This is a genomic window from Pseudomonas sp. NFIX10 (assembly GCF_900111955.1).
GTDB lineage: Bacteria > Pseudomonadota > Gammaproteobacteria > Pseudomonadales > Pseudomonadaceae > Aquipseudomonas > Aquipseudomonas fluorescens_AA.
Window position 1 is genome coordinate 191210 of record NZ_FOKH01000002.1, and the last position, 17710, is coordinate 208919.

At 61.5% G+C, this 17710-nt stretch carries 14 protein-coding genes and 1 pseudogene; 4 read left to right on the forward strand and 11 right to left on the reverse strand.

The window, feature by feature from the left end:
- Positions 1-24: 24 nt before the first annotated feature.
- Positions 25-435, reverse strand: a complete 411-nt coding sequence (locus BM321_RS02755; protein ID WP_060740719.1) for an HPF/RaiA family ribosome-associated protein — start codon at positions 433-435, stop codon at positions 25-27.
- Positions 436-932: 497 nt separating this feature from the next.
- Here BM321_RS02755 and BM321_RS02760 point away from each other — a divergent pair, with 497 nt between their 5' ends.
- Positions 933-1250, forward strand: a complete 318-nt coding sequence (locus tag BM321_RS02760) for a DUF3509 domain-containing protein (RefSeq protein WP_092329469.1) — start codon at positions 933-935, stop codon at positions 1248-1250.
- Here the strand turns inward: BM321_RS02760 and BM321_RS02765 are convergent.
- Complete coding sequence (locus BM321_RS02765) at positions 1247-1747, reverse strand: phosphate-starvation-inducible protein PsiE (RefSeq protein WP_047699631.1); 501 nt, start codon at positions 1745-1747, stop codon at positions 1247-1249. The genes BM321_RS02760 and BM321_RS02765 overlap by 4 nt on opposite strands.
- 323 nt (positions 1748-2070) lie before the next feature.
- Here BM321_RS02765 and BM321_RS02770 point away from each other — a divergent pair, with 323 nt between their 5' ends.
- Positions 2071-2331 (forward strand): YebG family protein, encoded by a 261-nt coding sequence (locus tag BM321_RS02770; protein ID WP_003205410.1) that lies wholly within the window; start codon positions 2071-2073, stop codon positions 2329-2331.
- 352 nt (positions 2332-2683) lie between these two features.
- On the opposite strand, the gene BM321_RS02775 is transcribed toward BM321_RS02770, so the two are convergent.
- Entirely contained in the window at positions 2684-3703 is a 1020-nt protein-coding gene (locus BM321_RS02775) for a Glu/Leu/Phe/Val dehydrogenase family protein (protein ID WP_060740711.1), read from the reverse strand.
- 187 nt (positions 3704-3890) lie between these two features.
- Between BM321_RS02775 and BM321_RS02780 the strand changes: the two genes are divergently transcribed.
- Positions 3891-4694: a SirB1 family protein gene (locus BM321_RS02780; RefSeq protein ID WP_092202603.1), complete on the forward strand. Its 804-nt coding sequence runs from the start codon at positions 3891-3893 to the stop codon at positions 4692-4694.
- A gap of 130 nt (positions 4695-4824) precedes the next feature.
- On the opposite strand, the gene maiA is transcribed toward BM321_RS02780, so the two are convergent.
- Genes maiA through hmgA form a run of 3 tightly spaced genes read right to left on the reverse strand, consistent with a single transcriptional unit; the run spans position 4825 to position 8083 of the window.
- A complete protein-coding gene (maiA, locus tag BM321_RS02785) occupies positions 4825-5463 on the reverse strand; it encodes a maleylacetoacetate isomerase (RefSeq protein WP_092441432.1) in 639 nt (212 codons plus the stop codon).
- An 8-nt stretch (positions 5464-5471) separates the two neighbouring features.
- Positions 5472-6776 carry a fumarylacetoacetase gene (gene fahA, locus BM321_RS02790; protein ID WP_092441433.1) on the reverse strand — a complete coding sequence of 435 codons (1305 nt, stop codon included), beginning with the start codon at positions 6774-6776 and terminating at the stop codon, positions 5472-5474.
- 2 nt (positions 6777-6778) lie between these two features.
- Entirely contained in the window at positions 6779-8083 is a 1305-nt protein-coding gene (gene hmgA, locus BM321_RS02795; protein ID WP_092441434.1) for a homogentisate 1,2-dioxygenase, read from the reverse strand.
- Positions 8084-8235: 152 nt separating this feature from the next.
- Here hmgA and BM321_RS02800 point away from each other — a divergent pair, with 152 nt between their 5' ends.
- On the forward strand, positions 8236-9057 hold the full coding sequence (locus BM321_RS02800; RefSeq protein ID WP_092166121.1) for an IclR family transcriptional regulator: 822 nt from the start codon (positions 8236-8238) through the stop codon (positions 9055-9057).
- Here BM321_RS02800 and BM321_RS02805 read toward each other — a convergent pair.
- From BM321_RS02805 to BM321_RS02825, 5 genes and pseudogenes are all read right to left on the reverse strand, one after another.
- The gene (locus tag BM321_RS02805) at positions 9022-9723 is read right to left on the reverse strand and encodes a hypothetical protein (protein WP_092441435.1); all 702 of its coding nucleotides are present in this window, start codon (positions 9721-9723) and stop codon (positions 9022-9024) included. The genes BM321_RS02800 and BM321_RS02805 overlap by 36 nt on opposite strands.
- A gap of 199 nt (positions 9724-9922) precedes the next feature.
- On the reverse strand, positions 9923-12472 hold the full coding sequence (locus tag BM321_RS02810; protein ID WP_092441436.1) for a helix-turn-helix transcriptional regulator: 2550 nt from the start codon (positions 12470-12472) through the stop codon (positions 9923-9925).
- A 304-nt stretch (positions 12473-12776) separates the two neighbouring features.
- Positions 12777-14144 carry a DUF1329 domain-containing protein gene (locus BM321_RS02815; protein WP_092441437.1) on the reverse strand — a complete coding sequence of 456 codons (1368 nt, stop codon included), beginning with the start codon at positions 14142-14144 and terminating at the stop codon, positions 12777-12779.
- Between the two features lie 22 nt (positions 14145-14166).
- A pseudogene (locus BM321_RS02820) lies at positions 14167-15960 on the reverse strand (DUF1302 domain-containing protein).
- Between the two features lie 638 nt (positions 15961-16598).
- Positions 16599-17510 (reverse strand): SDR family oxidoreductase, encoded by a 912-nt coding sequence (locus tag BM321_RS02825; RefSeq protein WP_092202585.1) that lies wholly within the window; start codon positions 17508-17510, stop codon positions 16599-16601.
- Between the last annotated feature and the right edge of the window lie 200 nt (positions 17511-17710).

A 17710-nucleotide genomic window follows, 5' to 3' on the forward strand; every position in this document is an offset into this window, starting at 1 on the left:
GTGAGTGACTTTAAGCGATCGGGCTCAGCCGTTGAGTGCGGCCCGCTCGTTCTCCAGGAATTCTTCTTCCAATAGCGCATCGGCCAAGGCAACGGATTCGGTCGGTGTCGCAATGGCAGCGCGTTTGCCCCGCAGTTTGCCGAACAGGTGCTCCAAGGCGTTTTCAAGCTTGGTGGCCGCCCCCTCGATCGCCAGTTCCAGCGTATCGGCCTTGTGCGTCACGGAAATCGGCTGGTGGCCTTTAGGCCGCGCTTCAAGTTGGCAACGCAGGTCATGGGGACCCGGCTTGTCGCCGTTCTCGTCCCGCAAATGAACCTCGACCCGTGTCAGGTCTTCTTCATAACGTTCGAGCGTGCTTTCAATGGTAGTACGTACCCACTCCTCCAGTCGGATGCTGCTTTGAATATGGTTATCGCTGTTGACTTGGATTTGCATAGTTCATCCCTTATTTCAGCTAGCTCGCCGGGGGCCATCAACGTTGATGCAACGGCCCCTTGAATACAGAGTCGGGCTGGCGAAAGAACAATTCAACCCCTGGAAAAATATAAATATCCATTTGCAAATAAAGTCGGACAACAGGCAAAAGCGCTGTTAATGTCGGGAGTTGCCCCGCCCTGCCCACCCGCCGCAAATCGCCTCCCTTCCTGCACCGTCAACGAACATCCGCACGTTATTGCCCCGAAACGGGCAGCCGCATTCCAGAGCGTTCGGCGCCTGGGTGCCGGGATCATTGTCCGACAGTTTTTCCGGCATGCCACTTGCTACTTCTCCGTAGGCGCTGCCGCAGGCTGCGATCTTTCGGTTTTAAGCCTGCCCAGCCCTGGAAAATTTGAGATGAACACGATCATGGAATGGCCGATGGTCCAGTGTTGCGAACTAATTCCGATCACGGCCGGTCAACAACTGCACGTTCAATCAGGCGGTGACGCATCATGGACAACCCTTTTCAGATCATTACCGACGCTTTTGCGCCGCACTATCAAATCAACCTGAGTATCCAGGGCCTGGATGGCAGCATCATGCTGACCCTGTCCAAGAGCGGGCGCATCGTCGCCAAACGCATGATCAGCGCCCAGCAACGCAATGACCCGGAGCGGCTCAAGCGCCTGGTGCAAAGCATTCAGTTCGGCATCGCCATCGAGCAGGGCCACAGCGCCGTGGCCATCCTCGAAGCCATGACAGGCGGCGACAACATCAAGCTGCCACCACCGCATGCACAGGGTTCGGCACCTTCTGCCGCCGGCCTTTAAATCTCACCCTTTTCCACTTCGGCATGTTCGCTGGAACCCGCGCCGACCTTGCGGTGCGGGTGCTCGATCTTCACCGAAGGGAACTGCGACGAAGCGTAGCGCACCACCAGGATCGAAAACGCCAGCAGCAGGATGCCACCGCACAGGTAGATGATCCCCAGGTCGGGCGGGCTGTGGTGGGAAACGTTGGAAATCAGCAACCGCGTCAGCGCGGTGATCGCCACGTAGATCAGAAACCGTACCGGCATATGGTTGGTCTTGAAGTAGATCCCGACCATCGCCCCCAATTCCAGGTAGATGAACAGCAGCAGGATGTCGTCGATCTTGATGTGCCCCGCCTCGATCATCTGCAAGAACTCCATCACCGCCGCCCACGCGGTCACCGCACCAATGGCGAACAGCGCCAGGTAATGGAAGGTCTCGACGAACAGGTTTCCCAGGGACTCGGCCAGTTGATGGACGTTCTGGCGCAGGTTCTCGGCCCAGTTTATTTTCACGATGTAGTTTCCTTAGGTCGGCTCGACCGGATGATGCGGGTTGGACGTGACGGTTGTTCTGCATGCAGAAAAAAGGCCAGTGACTGAGGGTGAGATGGCGATAGGCTGGTATCCGGCACTTTTGGGAGCTTCATGCAGGCTTAATCGCGAGCAAGCTTTGCTCCCACACAAGCTTTGCCCCCACACGCTTGGCGCTCACATGCCGAAATCGGTCTACATTAAAAAGCCACTATCCAAAGCAACAGGATTCGCTTATCCTTTTTCCTGTATATAAATACAGTGGTCGCAAAGACAAACCAATGTGAAGGCATATGAGGTGGTGAATGGCCGTCGAAGTGGTATACCGCAGCAGCCGAGATCTGGAGCGCTTGTTCATGGATAAAGCCGAAGCTGACCGTCATGACAAAATGCTGGAGCTCGCCGAATTGCTGGCCGAGGTTTTGCAAAAAGCCGTTCCATCGCTGAGCGAGCAACAGGTGGAAGAAGCCGGGATCTACATGGCGAAGAATCGCGATGTGTTCGCCAAGGCATTCAAGAGCCAGCCGGACGCCTTGTCCGAACTGCTCAACCCGTCGGACGAGTAACCCAAAAAAGATCGCAGCCTTCGGCAGCTCCCACACGGAACAACCGTGTAGGTGCTGCCGAAGGCTGCGATCTTTTTAGTAATAACGACGCGGATCTGATTGCCGACCTGCTGGAACAACCCAATAACGCCGTACACCTGGATAACACCCGACACCGGGTGATGCGCTTGTGTGAATGCTTTCCGGTTATCTGCTGAAGTAATGGCCGGATAGGGGCAGCACGCCTGACGCAAGGAATAAAGGCGAGCACAACTGTGGGAGCGAGCTTGCTCGCGATAGCGGTGTGACAGTCGATGAAGACGTTGAATGCACGGTCGCCATCGCGAGCAAGCTCGCTCCCACCATTGGATTTTCAGCGATACAGCAGGCGCTCCGCCAACTCATCAGCCACCCGGGCCGGTGAGCGCTTCTCCGCCTGGGCGTGGGCGAAGACTTCCGTGAGCCGGGCGCCGATCTTCGACAAATGTGCGGTGATCGTCGACAGTTCTTCGCCGCGATGCTTCAGCGCGACATAGATCAGCCCACCGGAGTTGATCACATAGTCCGGCGCATAAAGAATCCCGCGCCTCTCCAACTGGTCGGCCACCTGCAGGCTACTCAACTGATTGTGGGCCGAGCCGGCAACGGCCGAGCAGCGCAGTTGCGCCACGCTGTGGCTGTTGAGCACCCCGCCCAGGCCGCAGGGGGCGAGGATGTCGCAGGGGGTGCTGAGCAGGGCGTCATTGGCGATCGGATGGGCGCCCAGTTGCTCCATGGCCAGTTGCACCTTGCCAGGGTCAATGTCACTGACCAGCAGTTCGGCACCCGCCGCGTGCAGTTGTTCGGCCAGGGCATAACCGACATTGCCCAGGCCTTGGATCGCCACCCGCAGGCTTTCGAGGTTATCGCTGCCCAGGCGGGCCATGGCGGTGGCACGGATGCCGGCAAAAACGCCCATGGCCGCGTGGGGCGCGGGGTCTCCCGAGGCCGTGGTGCTGGTGACATGGCGGGTCTGCTGGGCGATGCAATCCATGTCGGCCACCGACGTGCCGCTGTCGATGGCCGTGATGTAGCGCCCGTCCAATTGCTCGATACAACGACCAAAGGCTTCGAACAGCGCCGCCCGACTCTCGACATGGGCCGGACGCATGATCACCGCGACCCCGCCGCCCACGGGCAAGCCAGCCAGCGCCGCCTTGTAGCTCATGCCTTGGGCCAGGCGCACGGCGTCTGCCACGGCACTTTCGTCGTCGGGGTAGGCAAGATAACGACAGCCCCCCAGGGCAGGCCCGGGACGGCTGCAATGAATAGCAATCACCGCCTTCAACCCGGTCGTCGGGTCTACGCTTAGGTGCAGCGATTCAAGGCGGGAGCTTTGCATGAGAGCAAACATCGTAAGGCTCCCGAATCACTTTTGTTTGTTTCGCCAGTATAGGCGTGCAGTCGAAAATTGCTGGAGCACGCCGGAATAAGTCGTCAGGGTGATCAGTCTTTTTCGGCATAACCTGTGACGGTGGCTGTTCGAGACTGGACGAAAATCCATGGCAGGGCTAAAACGGGAGCATAGCCCGGAGAGTTCGATGAAACCGCGCCAAGCCTTTTTTGACTGTCTGCACCGCTCACCACCGGCGCTGTTCGAAGCGGCGTTGTGGATCGCTGCCGAACATGATCGCGACGTCGACGTCCCGACCTTGCTGAAGGATTTCAAGGAGCTGCAACAGCGGGTCAGCCATGGCCTGCCGATGCTGCCTGTCAGCGAACTGGGCCAGCCCCTGTTGCGACGGCTCAATGACCTGGGTTTCGCCCAAGACGACTTCACCCCCCTGCGACCACATGCGGCGTTGCTGGACCAAGTCCTGGCCCGCAAGCGTGGGCAACCCCTGGCTCTCGGGCTGATTGCCCTGGAACTGGCCCGTGGCCTGGAAATTCCGATGGTCGGTGTCAATTTCCCCGGGCATTTCTTGTTGAAGGTGCCCGGTGCCGATCACCTGCTCGACCCGTGCGGTGGGCGCCGGTTGTACCCTAATGACTGCCGGGAACTGCTACAGCGCCAATACGGCGCGAACATGCTGCTCAAGGCGGAGCACCTGGTCAACGCCGAGCCGATGCAGATGCTCCAACGCCTGTCGCGCAACCTGCGCCAACTGCATCTGGCCAACGACGATTACATCGCGGCCCTGATCGACGCCGAACGAGTGCTGGAACTGGGCAATGCCAGCGCCGCCGATTACCTGGCCCGCGCCAGCCTGTATCAGCGCCTCGACTGCCCCAACGCCGAACGCTTCGACCTGGAGCATGCCCTGATGCTCAGCGACGATCCGATCCAGCGAATCCGGCTGACGGAGCGGCTGGGGCATTTGCCGCCGAATTCGGTGGTGCATTGAGCGGTGGCAGGCATGCAGATTCAGGTTACTTTTTGAATCGCTATCGCGAGCAAGCTCGCTCCCACATTTGATTCGGTCAACTGTGGGAGCGAGCTTGCTCGCGATAGCGATGAAACGGCCTACATCAATATCAAGCCGGAGTATCCGGCTGCTTCGCCGGATGCGCCTGCTGGAACGCCGGATGCCCAGCCGCCAATGCCGCGACCTGACGAATCCGTGGATACGCTTGCAAAGACACATTGAACCGCTCGGCGGCGTACAACTGCGGGATCAAGAACACATCCGCCAAACCCGGCTCGGTACCGAAGCAATAACCCTCATCGCCAATCAACTGCTCCACCGCCGCCAGGCCCTGGCTGATCCAATGCCCGATCCACTGCGTCACCTGCGCTTCATCGTGGCCCCACTGCCGCAGTTGGTTGAGCACGCTGACGTTGTGCAGGGGATGAATGTCGCAACCGATCAATGCGGCGACACCACGCTCGTGGGCGCGCACCGCCAGGTCGGCGCTGAGCAGCGGCACCTGGGGATAACGCTCCTCCAGGTATTCGATGATGGCCAACGATTGCACCAGCAACGCGCCCTCATCGGTACGCAACGCCGGCACCCGGCCCTGGGGGTTGATCGCCAGGTAGGCCGGCTGGCGATGCTCACCCCCGGGCGCGGCGATCAGGTTGACGGGCAAGGCCTGGTAATCCAGGCCCTTGAGCGCCAACGCAATGCGCACCCGATAGGACGAGGTGGAGCGGTAGTAGGTATAGAGTTCCATGCCTCCCCTCAACGCGCCGGCAGGATCTTGCCCTGGCACTCGCCAAAACCGATGGAGGCGAACCCCTCGCGGCGGCAACGGGCCCGCAAGATGATTTCGTCACCGTCCTCGAGGAATCGACGCACTTCGCCAGACGCCAGTTCGATCGGTTTCTTGCCGCCTTCGGTGATTTCCAGCAGGCTGCCGAATTGATGGTTTTCAGGCCCCGACAAGGTGCCCGAGCCAAACAGGTCGCCGGCCTGCAACTGGCAGCCGTTGACGCTGTGGTGCGCGACCATTTGCGCCACGGTCCAATACATGTAGCGGGTGTTGCTCAGCGCCAGGCGCTGGGCCGGCAGGTTCTGCTCGACCATGGCCTCGGTCAGCAACAGGACTTCCAGCTCGATGTCGAAAGCACCGTCGGCCTGGTCACGTGTGTCCAACAGGTACGGCAGCGGTTGCGGATCGCCTTGCGGACGCGCCGGTTGCGGGCCGCGGAACGGTTCCAGGGCCTCGGCCGTCACCACCCACGGTGAAATGCTGGTCAGGAAACTCTTCGACAGAAACGGCCCCAGGGGCTGGTATTCCCAGGCCTGGATATCCCGGGCCGACCAGTCGTTGAGCAGGCAGAACCCGCCGATGTGCTCGGCGGCATCGCCAATGGGGATCGGTTCGCCCAGCGCATTGCCCTTGCCGATCCAGATGCCCAGTTCCAGCTCATAATCCAGTCGCGCACACGGGCCGAAGGTCGGCTCGGTCTGGCCGGCCGGCAGGGTCTGGCCCTTGGGACGGCGCACGTCGGTGCCGGACGGGCGAATGGTCGAAGCGCGACCGTGGTAAGCGATGGGCACGTATTTGTAGTTGGGCAGCAATGGATTGTCGGGGCGAAACAGCTTGCCGATATTCTGCGCATGTTCGATACCCACGTAGAAATCGGTGTAGTCGTTGATCCTGGCCGGCAGGTGCATCTGGCAGTCGGCGGCGAGGAGCAGCAACTTCGCCTCCAGCGCTTCGACCTTGTCGCGCAACGGACTGTCTTCGCGCAACAGTTCCAGCAGTCGTTCACGCAGGGCAACCCGGGCGCTGCGGCCCAGGTCGAAAAACCCATTCAACTGGCCGCCGGCCATGGCTTCGACGGCTTGTTGCGCCGCGCCATCAAACAAGCCCGCTTGCAGCGCCACTTGCAGATCGAAAATCCGCTCGCCAATCGCCACGCCGCAGCGCAAGGCACCGCCATCGACGCTGAAGACACCCAATGGCAGGTTCTGCAACGGGAAGTCGGCGTGGCCGTTGGCACTGGCGACCCAGCTACGGGCAGGGGAACTTTGAGTCATGGTTATCTCCGGGTCGGGTCGAACGTGACAGGCAGCGAGGCCCAACAAGCATCGTAGTCGGTTTGCAGTTGCGGACAGTCCAGGGCGAAACGGCTTGGGCGCAAGACCTGGCTGGTCTCGAACATGAAGGCCATGGTGTTGTCGATTTTCGCCGGCTGAAGATCAGCGTTGATCGCCTTGGTACAGGTCTCGCCGTCCGGGCCGTGGGCGCTCATGCAACTGTGCAGGGACGTACCGCCTGGCAGGAAACCTTCGGCCTTGGCATCGTAGGCGCCCTGGATCAGGCCCATGAATTCGTTCATCAGGTTGCGGTGGAACCACGGCGGACGGAAGGTGTTTTCCGCCACCATCCAGCGGGGCGGGAAAATCACGAAGTCGAGATTGGCCAAGCCGTGGACGCTGGTGGGCGAGGTCAGCACGGTGAAAATCGACGGATCCGGGTGATCGAAGCTGACCGTGCCAATCGTGTTGAAGCGGCGCAGGTCATATTTGTACGGCACGTTGTTGCCGTGCCAGGCCACCACGTCAAGAGGCGAATGATCCAGCTCGCAGCCCCACAACTCACCGAGGAATTTCTGCACCAGGGTGATCGGTTGCGCGAGGTTCTCGTAATGAGCGACCGGCGTCAGGAAGTCCCGCGGGTTCGCCAGGCCGTTGCTGCCGATGGGCCCCAGGTCCGGCAGGCGCAGCGGCGCGCCATGGTTTTCGGCGAGGTAACCCCGGGCCTGCGGGTCGAGCAGTTCAACGCGAAATTTCAGGCCCCGGGGCAGCACGGCGATTTCCAGCGGCGCCAGTTCCAGTACGCCCAGTTCGGTGGCGATCCGCAGCCGGCCCAGTTGCGGCACGATCAACCACTCACCGTCGGCATTGAAAAACACCCGCTCCATGGAGCGGTTGGCCCGGTAGTGATAAAGGCTGACGCCGGCGGGCTTGTCCGCGCAGGCATTGGCCGCCATGCACACCAGCCCGTCGAGGAAATCGGTGGGCTCGGCGGGAATGTCCAGCGGGTTCCAGCGCAGGCGATTGGGCGTGACCTCACCCAGCGGGCCACCCGCCAATTGCCGTTCGAGCCTGGTGAAGGCCGGGTGATTGGCCGACGGCCGGATGCGATACATCCAGGTACGCCGCGCTTCGCTGCGGGCCATGGTGAACGCCGTGCCAGAGAACAACTCGGCGTAGAGACCGTACGGGGCTTTCTGCGGGGAGTTCTGGCCGATGGGCAAGGCGCCGGGCAAGGCCTCGCTGGCAAATTCGTTGCCAAGGCCTGACTGGTAAGCCAGGTCCGACGCTACGGAATCGAGGTTCATGGAGCCTCCTGGGACTGCGGCCTGTCACTCAACGGAGTGGCTGAGGCGCACCGGGTTATTTTTATCGTAACTCAATTACGCATAACGTAATTTGCTCGACGACGACCGTCAAGCTATAAAGACGCCCATTCGCCTCTGGACCCTGCGCCTCCATGGAAACCCCGCTCAGCAACGGTAAACAGAAAGTCCGCTCGGCCGAAGTCGGCACCGACATTCTCAAGGCCCTGGCCGAACTCTCCCCCTCCACGTCACTGTCGCGCCTGGCCGAGCACGTGCAGATGCCGGCGAGCAAGGTCCACCGCTACTTGCAGGCCTTGATCGCCAGCGGGTTCGCCGAGCAGAACGCCGCCACCAACCACTACGGCCTGGGCCGCGAAGCCCTGCGCGTGGGCCTGGCCGCGTTGAACGGCATGGATGTGCTGCAAGTGGCCGCCCTGCCCCTGGCCGAGTTGCGCGATGACTTGAACGAAACCTGCTTCCTGGCGGTGTGGGGCAACCATGGCGCGACCGTGGTGCGTATCGAACCCGCCGTGCGGGCCGTGACCGTGGTGACGCAACTGGGCTCGGTGTTGCCGCTGCTCAGTTCGTCCACGGGGCTGGTGTTCAGCGCTTATCTGCCAGCGCGCGAGACGATCGGCCTGCGCGAGCAGGAAGTGCAAGGCACCGAGCACCACGCCCTGGCCGATGATCGCGCCTATGCCAGCCTGTGCGAGCAGATTCGCAGCCGTGGCCTGCACCATGTGCATGGCTTGCTGATGCCGGGTGTGGACGCCTTGTCCGCCCCGGTCTTCAATGCGGTCGGCGAGGTCAAGGCCGTGATGACCATCGTCGGCCCGACCTCGCTGTTCCACGCCGACGAAAACGGCCCGGCGGCGCAACGACTGTTGGCGGCGACCCGGGCCGTGAGTTGGCGGATGGGGTATGAGGCCGGTCCAGGATCAGCCCAGGAAATCCGGGACAATCCTGATCACTAGATCATTGAGATGCGGGGTGATCAGTTGCGGATGGAGGTGGCGCTCTTCGCCGCTGAAGCCAACGGTATAAATGCCTTGCTGGCTGCCCTTCGAATGGAAGGGAATCACGTCGTTCTTGAAATGGCCCAGTAGATACTCAACCAGCCTCTCGGAAGACAACACCATGCGCCTGCCGGGGCCATGGTCAATAAAACTGGTCACGTACACACCCTCTGGATAGATGTTGGGCGCATGCACTTTCAAGGCTCCGTGCACATCCTCGGCGGCCAATGGCCTGAGGGAACGCGGGGATAAATCGATTGCAGGTTGCTCCATCAAACTTGCAACGACGTCTATGACGATTTTTTCAAATGCGATCAAGTCCAGCGTCTTTAGCCGATCTTCGGCAGCAAAGGAATAACGCCTGTTAAACACATTACTGATACCTTGCGTATAGGTGGGCAGGCTTTGCTTTTCAACCCAGGCCAGCGTTTCCTCGAACAACGTTCGAGAAGTTGCTGTTTCGAGCTTGGGGAAGTCCATCAACGTATTCACATAGGCGGTGAATGGGTTGACGTCCAATGGCTCCAGGTAATGATCCAATAGCACCTGCACGGCAAAATCCACGCGCGTGTTTTTCAGTGCTTGAAGTCTTTCGGAGTGAGAAGAAAACAACGGGGTATTCATAAAACATCCTTGTCATTTGATAAGCTCGAACTTCCTGTTCGAGCCGTTATGGGGGGTGCGCCTGATGCAGCAACATGGCATCCGGTCAACTGAAGCGGCAACTTGAGACTTGAACTTCAGCCAGGCCGTTATACACAGGCCAGCGCCCGACTGTAAAAAAGGCAAGTGTAAGCGTGCGTGAAGTTTCGAATCATTGCAGCTAACCCATCACCCCCATGCCCTTGGCTTTTGCCACCGCCTGGGTACGTCGCTGTACACCCAACTTGCTGTGGATGCGACGCGCATGGGTTTTCACCGTATGCAACGAGATGAACAACTGTTCGGCAATCTGTTGGTTTGAATGCCCTTGGGCAATCAGCTCCAGGACCTCCAGCTCGCGATGACTGAGCAACGTCTCCTCGGCGATGACGGGCGACTCGGCCTGTTCTGCCGATTGCCCCCAGCGCAACAACTCGGGCTGGCGCAAGCGCAGTTCGCACAACGCTTGCTGGGCCCGCCAGCACGCGACTCGCTTGAGCCCCTCTTGCAGCAGTGACCGGGCCTGGGCACGATCGCCGGACAACCAGACGACCTCGGTCAGCACCAGGTGCAGTTCGGTTTCCAAACTGTGCATTTCAGCGTGCTGCGCCTGGGCGATCATGGCCTGCAGGCGCGCCTGTGGCGCCTGTGCCCGCTGCAAGTAGACCTCGGCCAGCACCAGCAGGTATTCAAGTCGCGCAATCAGCTCCAGGGTCGCGGGAGGCGCGTGCTTGGCCTGGGGTCCGCGAAAATGCCGCAAGACGCGGGTCAAGGCTTCATGGGCCAGTTCCGCCCGCCCCTGTTGCAACCAGAACTGGCAGCTGGTTTGCAACAACACGCCACGATAAACGGTGTCGGGGATGTGCCGCTGCTGCATGATCCGCTCGGCATCGCGCAGGTGCATGAAGGCCTCGCCGTAGTCGCCCTGGTTGGCAGCCAGGCAGGCCTTGCCGAGAAAGCCATAGAGCACCTGTTTGTCCTGGCTGTGCAGGCCCGTTTCCAAGCCCGTTTGAAAGTGCTCGGCGGCCCGTTCCTCAAACCCCATGCGCAACGCCAGGCGCCCGCGCCGCAAGGCAATCCGTCCCAACAACGCTGAAAAGTCCTGACCTGGTTTATCCAGCAGTGCCTGGACGGCGGCCAGCAAATGATCGGCCCGATGCGGCGCGCCGCGTTGCTCCAGGACCTGGGCGTGGTCCAGTTCCAGCAATCCTTCAAAGACCAGCGAACCCTGCGCACGCGCCAGGCATAACGCCTGGCGGTTGATCCATTGCGCCGAGGCCAGTTCGCCAGCCAGCAGCGCCTGCTGCGTCAGCCCACCCAGGCACAGCACCCGTTGGGACCAGGCCTCGGGCTCCAGGCTGGCCTGGGCCTGGAGGAAATGTTCGCGCGCCGGTTCGCCATCGCCCGAGAGGTGCAGCAACCAGCCGCGCAAGACCAGCCACCTTGCCAGCACCTGTCGCTGCCGACAGGCCGAAGGTTGCGGCAGGAACCTGGCCAGTTGCTCGATGCACGTCGACGCCTCATCGAAGCGTCCGGCGAACAGCAGCGCAGCGGTGACCAGCCCCACCGACTGCGGCGTATCAAGGGTCAGCGCCTCGCCTTGTTGATCGTGCAAGCTCAGCAACAGCACCACGTTACGGCGCTGCAAGACGTGCTCGAAATTCAAATGCTGCAAGAAACTGACGGCGGTCTCGAACTCCTCGGCCAACATGGCTTGCTCGAACGCCATTTGCCAGTCCTGCTCGGCGGCAAACCACTGGCAGGCCCGGCGGTGCCAGGAGCGCCCCTGGGACCAGGGCTCTTCACGCACCAACCGGGCCAGGGCCGGGAAGATTTGCAACCAATCCGAGGTCTGCTCCCACGGCTCGATGAAGCACCCCAACTCCAGTAACAACGGCAGGCATTGGGCGCCCACCGTGTCGCCGAACAAATGCTCGCACAGCCGTGCATTGAACCGCGGCAGATGCGCCAGCACGCGCCAGGCCTGTGCCAGGTCCGGGGTCAGCGTGCTGAACAGTTCGTACTCCAGGTAGTCGAGCAAGGTCCCCGGCCGCCCCGGTGTCGCATGACTACGCGCCCATTCGCAACGCTCGAGCAGGGTGATGCGCACCCCGGCACACCAGCCACCATTGCGCTGAATCACCTCGCGAGCCGTGCGGGCAGCCTGGGGGCCGGGCAGATGGCGAAGCAGTGGCTGGATATCATCAGGGGTGAAGAACAACGCTTGCGGGTCAAACTCGTGCAGTTCGTCATCGAGCAACAGTCGCGGCCAGTTGCAGTGGGGGCGGCGGCGGCCATTCAACCACAGGTGCAATGCCGGGCTGCTGGTGTTCAACAAACGGTCGAGCAGTTGGTCCAGCTCGGGGTTCGGCACCCGGCAATAGTCGTCCAGGAATAACCAGGCGGGTGTTTGCAAACGCGCCAAGTGGGCCAACAAACCCGTTTCATCCAGCACCGGCAGCCCGAGGGTCTGCGCCAAGCGCTCGCACATTTGCACCGCGCTCAACGCCGCGCCCCCCAAGGGCAACCAATGCAGCCGACAGTCGCTGGGAGCCTGCAGGAAGCACTCGGCGAACAACGCACTCTTGCCGCTGCCCGCCGGTGCGCAGAGCAGTTTGACCCGCGCCTCCGAAGCCAGCAGCGGCTCGCTCAGGGACCGCCGCGGCAGATGTGTCGAGGACAGGCGAGGCAGCAATCCTGGACGGTCCGGACACGGGGTCATGGCGGTCATGTGGGTGATCCTGTTTATTGTTATCTCACCACCCTAGTCCTGTGTCGCCGACCTTTGGAGAAGTATTCAGCGCGCTGATTGGCGCCCATAAAAAAACGACCGGCAGGTTTGCTGCCGGTCGTCATGTCGGGTTCAAATCAGACTCGGTCCCGTGGCGAGGGAGCTTGCTCCCGCTGGGTTGCGCAGCAGCCCCAAAACGGTCCACTCAATGAACCTGATACATCGAGCCGTCTGGTTTCAGGGCCGCTGCGCGCCCCAGCGGGAGCAAGCTCCCTCGCCACAGATGCGGTGTCCGTCCGAAGGGTTATCGAACCCCGGTCGAACGCAACGCCGCGGGCGTGTAGTCGGCTGCCCGGGCTTCGAAGCCGTACTCGTAGCTGTGTTTCTCTTCGTTCTTCATCCCCAGCGCGATGTAGCGGCCGGCGATGATGTCGTAGAGCGCCTCCAGGGTGTAGCCCGGGTTCTGATGGTCGTAGTAGAACTGGGCATGACCTTCAGCCACCCGCCACAGTTGACCGCGACCGTCGTAGTGGTCCACCAGCGCGGCCTGCCAGCTGTCCTCGTCGAAGTACATGTGGCGTTTGGCGTAGATGTGCCGCTCGCTGGGCTTGACCGTCCCGACCACTTCCCAGACCCGGTGCAGTTCATAGCGGGTCAGGTCCTGGTTGATGTGGCCGGCCTTGATCACGTCGTCGTACTTGAGGCTGGGCGAGTCGAGCTTGTAGCTGTTGTACGGGATGTACATTTCCTTCTTGCCGATCAGTTTCCAGTCGTAGCGGTCCGGCGCGCCGGAAAACAGGTCGAAGTTGTCGGAGGTGCGCAACCCGTCGGCGGCGGTGCCCGGGCCATCGTAGGCCACTTGCGGGGCACGACGCACACGGCGCTGGCCGGCGTTGTAGATCCAGGCCAGGCGTGGCTCCTTCACTTGGTCCAGGGTTTCGTGCACCAACAGCACATTACCGGCCAGGCGTGCCGGGGCGGTGACCTCCTGCTTGAAATAGGTCAGCACGTTACTGGCCTTTTCCGGGTCGGCATCCTTGATCAGGAACGGCACGGCGATTTCTTCTTCGAAGCGGATCGGCGTGAAACTGCCATTGGTCTGTGGCGTGGCCTGAGTAATGATGCGTCGCAGGTTGCCACCGTGATAACGGGTGATGTGGTTCCATATGACTTCCACGCCGTTCTTGGGGATCGGGAAGGCGTAGTAGCGATTGCCGGTGAAGTTGGACAAGCCGTTACCGTCGTTGATGGACGTCACGTTGAGCGCACTGCGCTTGGCCGACTCGTAGATTTCCGGCGGCAACGCGACGCTGCGATGGGTCGGGTAGACCGGGATCTTGTAGGTCTCCGGGTAGCGCTTGAACATCGCCACCTGCCCTTCGGACAGCTTGTCCTTGTACTTGTCCACTGTCGCGGCGGTGATGGTGAACAACGGTTTTTCATTGGCGAACGGGTCGGCCAAAAAGCCCTTGCTGTCCACGGCCCCGGCGTTTTTCGCAATGCCGCCGGTCCAGGCCGGGATCGAGCCATCGGCGTTACCCGCCTTTTCCGCACCGATGGGGGTGAGACTGGTGCCCAGTTTGTTCGCTTCCTCCGGCGAAACCGCCGCCATCACGTTCGCCGCCAGCAGGCTCAAGGCCAGGGCACCGCATTGCAGGATCATCTTGCGCATTGGGTTTTCCTTGTCAGCCAGATCAGAAGTTCACGCCGAAGCTCAACGCGAGGAAATCGCGGTCTTCGAGAACGTTGTAATCGCCGCCAAAAAAGTCGGTGTAGCTCAAGCTGGCGGTGTAGGTGTTGCGGTAATCGGTATCAACACCAACGCTGATGGCCTTGGCGCCTTCGTTGAACAGACCGTTGGGGCCATAGCCGGCCACGTCGTGGGACCAGGACACGTTGGGCTTGAAGTTCACCCCGCCGATCACGTTGGAGTAATCGAGGATCGCCCGGGCGCGATAGCCCCAGGACGTCGAGGTGACGAAACCATCGGTGTCGCCCTGGAAGCCGTATTGGCCATAGACCGAGTCACGGCCATAACGCAGCTTGTCCTTGGACTCCAGGCCACCGACGTGCACCACCGCCGCTTCGCCAACCACGGTCAGGCGATCAGCCCCCAGCACCTGATCGAAGAAGTGCGTCAGGGTGCTCTGGACCTGGGTCACTTCCTTGCGCCGGTAACCGGTGTTGTCGGCACCCGGTGCGGTCGCGATAGGCGATGCCGCGCCACCGGCAATCGGGTTGACCAGGGCCAGGGTCAGGTCGTTGGTATTGACCTGCACCGGCGCGTTGGGACGGTAGCTGATTTCCCCGGTCCAGGCGGTGCCGGTGGGCAACGTCGTGGAGAAACTGGCGCCGTACAGGCGGATGTCTTCCGGGTATTCAAGGTAGTACCCACCACGGCCCAGCATCACGCTTTGCGCCAGACCCGCACCACTGCCAGGGGCCAGGCCGTTGGCGATCGCGACCATTCCCGGCAACGCCGCCAGCGTCGAAAGCCCCGCCGTGGTGGTTCCGACGGTAGGCGTACGGCTGTGGTAGTTCATGAAGTACAGGCCGTACTCGGTGTCATCGCCGAGCCAGCGCAACGCCGTGCCCCACTGGCCGGAGTCGCGGGCGTCGCGGTCGCCGCCACGGGGAATGATCACCCCTTCCCTGGACACCTGGATCTCCTGGCCGAATGCCCGGGTCAAGGGCACGAACGGCGCAATCGCCGGGCTGCCCACGGTGTAGCCACTGGTGCAACCATCGGCCACCACGTCGTTGCCGAAGAACGTGCCGCAGTTATCCACCACGGTCTGATCCCACTCCAACTGGTAGAAACCTTCGATGGTGAGCTTGTCGGTCAGGCCCTGGGAGGCGAACAGCATGTTCACCGGGATCAGGCCTTCCTTGATCTCCGCACCGGGGCGACGGAACGCGGACACGTCCACCGGGTTGATGCTGTTGATGGAGTTGCCGATGAAGGTGCTTTCCCCTCAACTGACCACCTGCTTGCCGGCGCGCACGGTGCCTGGCAAATCGGCGATGGAATAGTTGTGATAGACGAAGGCATCGAGAATCTGTGCCCCTGAGGACTTGGCGCCTTCCTTGCGATTGCTGTCGCTGATGTCCTTGAACTCGCGGCCCTCATCCTTGAGCTCGAAGTCGTACCAGTACTTGCCACGCACGAACACACCGGTATCGCCGTACTTGAGCTCAAGGTCGTGCAGTCCCTTGAAGATTTTGGAAAAGGTCTCGCCTTTCTTGAAATTCAGCCGTCCGTCATCACCGGTGGAGGATTGGCCCCGCCCGCCGTTGACCGTGCCGACCAGGTCTTTGTCCGCGTCGCGCATGCCCCAGCTCGCGCCCACGGACAGCGACGAATCGAACTGACCCTCGATCTCGCCAATGTTGAATGAAACGGCCTGCGCCTGGGCAGAGCAACCCAAGGCCACCGCGACGGCCAGCGCCTGCGGTTTGAAGATGGCGCGCATTGTTATTGTTGTCATGCGTCTTCCCCGGTGAGTGACAGAGGCTTCACCCTACTGCCGCACGCCATGGGCGATAAGCGCACCAAGGAGGTATTCGCGCTGTACCTCAAAAGGATTACAGCCCCTGCGGGACGGGCGTTTGCGCGCCCCATGAACGGACTGGATGATGGGCCATCAGCGCCACGCATATTCCTGCCCCATCTGCGACTGTTACGCGCCCTGCAACGGTGCATGTCCGGATCCGGGCTGTTTCCCGTCGGGCTCGATCTCTATGCTGGCCGGGCTTGCAGGGCAACGGGCCTGCAGGCGCAAGTCGCCACGGCATCCTTCCCGCCTGGCGCACCGTCATTCGGATGGATTGGCGCATCAGTCCATCATCCCGTGTTTATCGACGTTGGTTTGTAGCTCCTTTGCAACGTCACGCTTAGGCCGCTGCTTTTTGCAGCGGCCTTTTTTATGTGCGGTTATTTCCTAGTTAAAACGTCTTGTTCCTACGTTGCAGTAGGAAATCCCCGCCGCGCGCTTTGCCTGGATGCTGAGCCATGCGGGATAGCTCTGTGCCCTCGAGACCACCGCGAGCCTGGCGACCCGGGTGAACAATATTGTCCATGAGCACGCTTGCCGCGCCTGGCGGCAACCGGCCCGGGCGGTGGGATTTAGATAGCGTGGCGTTGCAGATTCGCCATCATTTCCTTCAACGCTTCAAGGTTGTCGTTCGGGTGCACCGCATCCTCGAAGTCGCAGATCTGCTGCCAATGGGCGGCGACGTCTTCCGGCGAAAACCCTTTGCGCGGGTCGAAGCCCGCACCCAGGCTGCGTTCCCAGCGCACCTTGCCCATCCAGCCGCCGCCCACTTCGAACAAGCCGGAGGTTTCCTGGCAGGCCTCACTGGCCAGGTACACCACCAGCGGGCTGACGAGTTCGGGCTTGAGTTGTTCGAACACCTGCGGCGGGATCAGGCCTTCGGTCATGCGGGTGCCGCCAGTGGGGGCGATGGCATTGACCAGGATGTTGTTCTTGCGGCCTTCGATGGCCAGGGTTCGCGTCAAGCCATAAAGGCCGAGCTTGGCCATGCCGTAGTTGGACTGGCCGAAGTTGCCGTAGATGCCCGAGGTGGACGCGGTGAAGATCACCCGCCCGTAGTTTTGCTCACGCAGGTGCGGCCATGCGGCCCGGGTCACCTTGTAGGCACCCTCGACGTGGACGCGGTAGACCAGGTCCCAATCGGCGTCGTCCATTTTGTGGAATGTCTTGTCCCGCAGGATCCCGGCATTGTTGACCACCACATCGACGCGACCAAACGCATCGAGCGCGTTTTGTACCAGCTTGTCGCCATCGGTGACCGAGTCGTGGTTGGCCTCGGCGATGCCGCCTGCCTCGCGGATTTCGGCGACCACCCGATCCGCTGCCGAGGCATTGGCCCCTTCCCCTTGCGCCGAGCCGCCAAGATCGTTGACCAGCACTTTCGCGCCTTGTCTGGCGAACAGCAACGCATGGGCGCGTCCCAGGCCACCGCCGGCTCCCGTGACGATCACGACTTTATCTTCGAAGCGCACAGACTCACTCATGGCAGAACTCCAGCAGGCGGATAGGACAATGACCACGAGTGTCCGGCACCCGTCGGCCGGTCACAATCAACACGATTGCCAGTGAATGGTGGCCGATAAGGCGGGGGGATGATGCAGGCCCAAGCCACGGCGGCGCATTCGACTTTCCGGCTGGCAGGAGGACCGCTATCGCGAGCAAGCTCGCTCCCACAAGGGATTTG

Excerpts from the sequence above, each read along its gene's own strand:
- BM321_RS02800 (WP_092166121.1), top strand. The coding sequence starts at position 8,236 with ATGGAAACCCCGCTCAGCAACGGTAAACAGAAAGTCCGCTCGGCCGAA.
- BM321_RS02755 (WP_060740719.1), bottom strand. The coding sequence starts at position 435 with ATGCAAATCCAAGTCAACAGCGATAACCATATTCAAAGCAGCATCCGA.
- BM321_RS02805 (WP_092441435.1), bottom strand. The coding sequence starts at position 9,723 with ATGAATACCCCGTTGTTTTCTTCTCACTCCGAAAGACTTCAAGCACTG.
- BM321_RS02815 (WP_092441437.1), bottom strand. The coding sequence starts at position 14,144 with ATGCGCAAGATGATCCTGCAATGCGGTGCCCTGGCCTTGAGCCTGCTG.
- BM321_RS02780 (WP_092202603.1), top strand. The coding sequence starts at position 3,891 with ATGAAACCGCGCCAAGCCTTTTTTGACTGTCTGCACCGCTCACCACCG.
- BM321_RS02825 (WP_092202585.1), bottom strand. The coding sequence starts at position 17,510 with ATGAGTGAGTCTGTGCGCTTCGAAGATAAAGTCGTGATCGTCACGGGA.
- maiA (WP_092441432.1), bottom strand. The coding sequence starts at position 5,463 with ATGGAACTCTATACCTACTACCGCTCCACCTCGTCCTATCGGGTGCGC.
- BM321_RS02810 (WP_092441436.1), bottom strand. The coding sequence starts at position 12,472 with ATGACCGCCATGACCCCGTGTCCGGACCGTCCAGGATTGCTGCCTCGC.
- hmgA (WP_092441434.1), bottom strand. The coding sequence starts at position 8,083 with ATGAACCTCGATTCCGTAGCGTCGGACCTGGCTTACCAGTCAGGCCTT.
- BM321_RS02775 (WP_060740711.1), bottom strand. The coding sequence starts at position 3,703 with ATGTTTGCTCTCATGCAAAGCTCCCGCCTTGAATCGCTGCACCTAAGC.
- fahA (WP_092441433.1), bottom strand. The coding sequence starts at position 6,776 with ATGACTCAAAGTTCCCCTGCCCGTAGCTGGGTCGCCAGTGCCAACGGC.
- BM321_RS02760 (WP_092329469.1), top strand. The coding sequence starts at position 933 with ATGGACAACCCTTTTCAGATCATTACCGACGCTTTTGCGCCGCACTAT.
- BM321_RS02770 (WP_003205410.1), top strand. The coding sequence starts at position 2,071 with ATGGCCGTCGAAGTGGTATACCGCAGCAGCCGAGATCTGGAGCGCTTG.